Source organism: Hansschlegelia beijingensis (assembly GCF_045505405.1).
Lineage (GTDB): Bacteria > Pseudomonadota > Alphaproteobacteria > Rhizobiales > Methylopilaceae > Methylopila > Methylopila beijingensis_A.
The window spans coordinates 1-1,830 of record NZ_JBJKEX010000475.1 but is presented as its reverse complement, the minus strand read 5'-3'; the positions used below and the strand labels follow the sequence as shown (position 1 = coordinate 1,830).

Annotated in this window: 2 protein-coding genes; both read left to right on the top strand. The window is 69.0% G+C overall.

Annotation, left to right across the window (positions count from 1 at the left end; translation table 11 throughout):
• The coding region (locus ACIKT0_RS17740) for a hypothetical protein (protein WP_407106661.1) at positions 1-834 on the top strand (834 nt) is incomplete at its 5' end.
• A gap of 63 nt (positions 835-897) precedes the next feature.
• Positions 898-1,830: hypothetical protein (locus tag ACIKT0_RS17735; protein WP_407106660.1), on the top strand; the 933-nt coding region annotated here is incomplete at its 3' end.

The following is a 1,830-nucleotide window of genomic DNA, read 5'->3' as shown; positions in this document are numbered from 1 at the left end:
AGAAAGAGGAGCCGCCGATCGAGCGCCGGCTCCTGCGCCTTGTCCCCGCCGGCGCTCGATCTGCTGCTCCGCTTTCTCGCCCGCGACTTCAAGAAGCGCCGGCGGAAGGAGCCGCTCAGCCCGTCCGCGCTGGTGCTCGAAGGGTCGCGGCGGCCGTTCTGGCGGCGGCTGCTGGCGCGGCGGATCCAGCGCATCGAGACGCTGGAGGATCTGCGCGCCCGGCTCGGCGCGCCGCAGACCATTCTCTGCCTCGGCAACGGTCCGTCCTCGGAGGATCCCCGCCTCGACGGCCTCGCCTACGACGCGCTGTTCCGCGTCAACGAGAGCTGGCGCAAGCGGGGCCGGTTCGTCGATCCGAAGGTCGTGTTCACCGGGGGACGCGACGTCATGGAGAACCTGCAGTCGGTGATCCTCGGCCTGCAGACGGATCACGCCGAGATCCGCCTCGCCAAGGGGCGGGCGCTGGCGCCGTCGCGCAAGGGCGCCGTGTTCTTCCGCGCCGACGAGACGGCGCCGGCGCTGCGCGCCCATGAGTGGGGCGCCTTCCGGCCGAGCAACGGCGCGGCCATGATCGCGACCGCGGTCGCCCTCCAGCCGAAGAAGCTGGTGGTCGCCGGGATCGACCTGTTCCGCCATCCGCAGGGCGCCTATCCGGGCGACCCCAGCACCCCGAACGCCTTCGTCACCGCTCATGACGCCGACGCCGAGGCCGAGTTTCTGCTCGACCAGTTCGCCGCCTACCGGGGCGAACTGGTGATCCTCAGCCCGGTTCTCGACGCCGCCTGGGCGGATCGTCGCCGGCGCCAGTTGCCTGACGAGGCGCAGCGGCAGTAAAACTCGCGCAGGCGTGTCGCTGACAGGCCGTCTCGTTTCAACAGTTCTAGATTGCGATCGATCGTGTCCAAGAATCCAGGGCGGCATAGCCGCTACGAGACTAAGTGGTACCACCGCCAGCCGGGCTATTGGTTCCGCAAGGACCGGCCCCGTCCGGAGGGACACCGCGAGACGCCCGAGGTCGTTCGCTTCGACGTGGAGCCGGGCGTGACGCCGAGCGGCAAGCCGCCGGTGCGCATCTTCCTCGGCACCGAGCCGCTGCAGGCGCGCGCCGAGCGGATCTTCTTCTGGTCGGTCAAGCGGCGCCGCGACCCGTCGCGGGTCTACGAGATCTATCTGATGAAGGATCTCAAGGGCTACGACCGCCACGGCTGGAAGACCGGCTTCACCAATTTCCGCTACGCCATCCCGGGCCTCGCCGGGGGCACCGGCCGCGCGATCTACAACGACGTCGATCAGGTCTATCTCGCCGACCCGGCCGAGATGTTCGACCTCGACATGCAGGGCAAGGGCGCGCTGGCGATCAATCCGGGCGAAGACTCGGTGATGCTGATCGACTGCGAGATCATGGCCAAGCACTGGCCGATCGAAGAGGTCGGCCTGCCGGGCATGAAGAAGAAGCGCTTCCGCAACGCCGCGACCGACCTCAAGCTCTGGGGCGTGCTGCCGGACGTGTGGAACGCCCGCGACGACGAGTTCAACCCGTCGCAGTCGAAGTGCTTCCACTTCACGACGCTGCAGACCCAGCCCTGGCGGCCGTTCCCGGACCAGATCCGCTACTCGGATCATCCGGACGGCGAGGTGTGGTTCAAGATGGAGCGCGAGGCGGACGCCGCGCGCTTCAACGGCTTCACCCGCGAGCGTCCGGGGTCCGGGATGTGGCGCAGATCGAAGCACAGCGCCTTGCCCATGAACATCTCGAGCGGCATCTCGTCGATCGGCGCGCCGTGCGGGCTGACTTTCTCGGGGGCGAGGCCGGCGCGCTGGGCGGCGGCC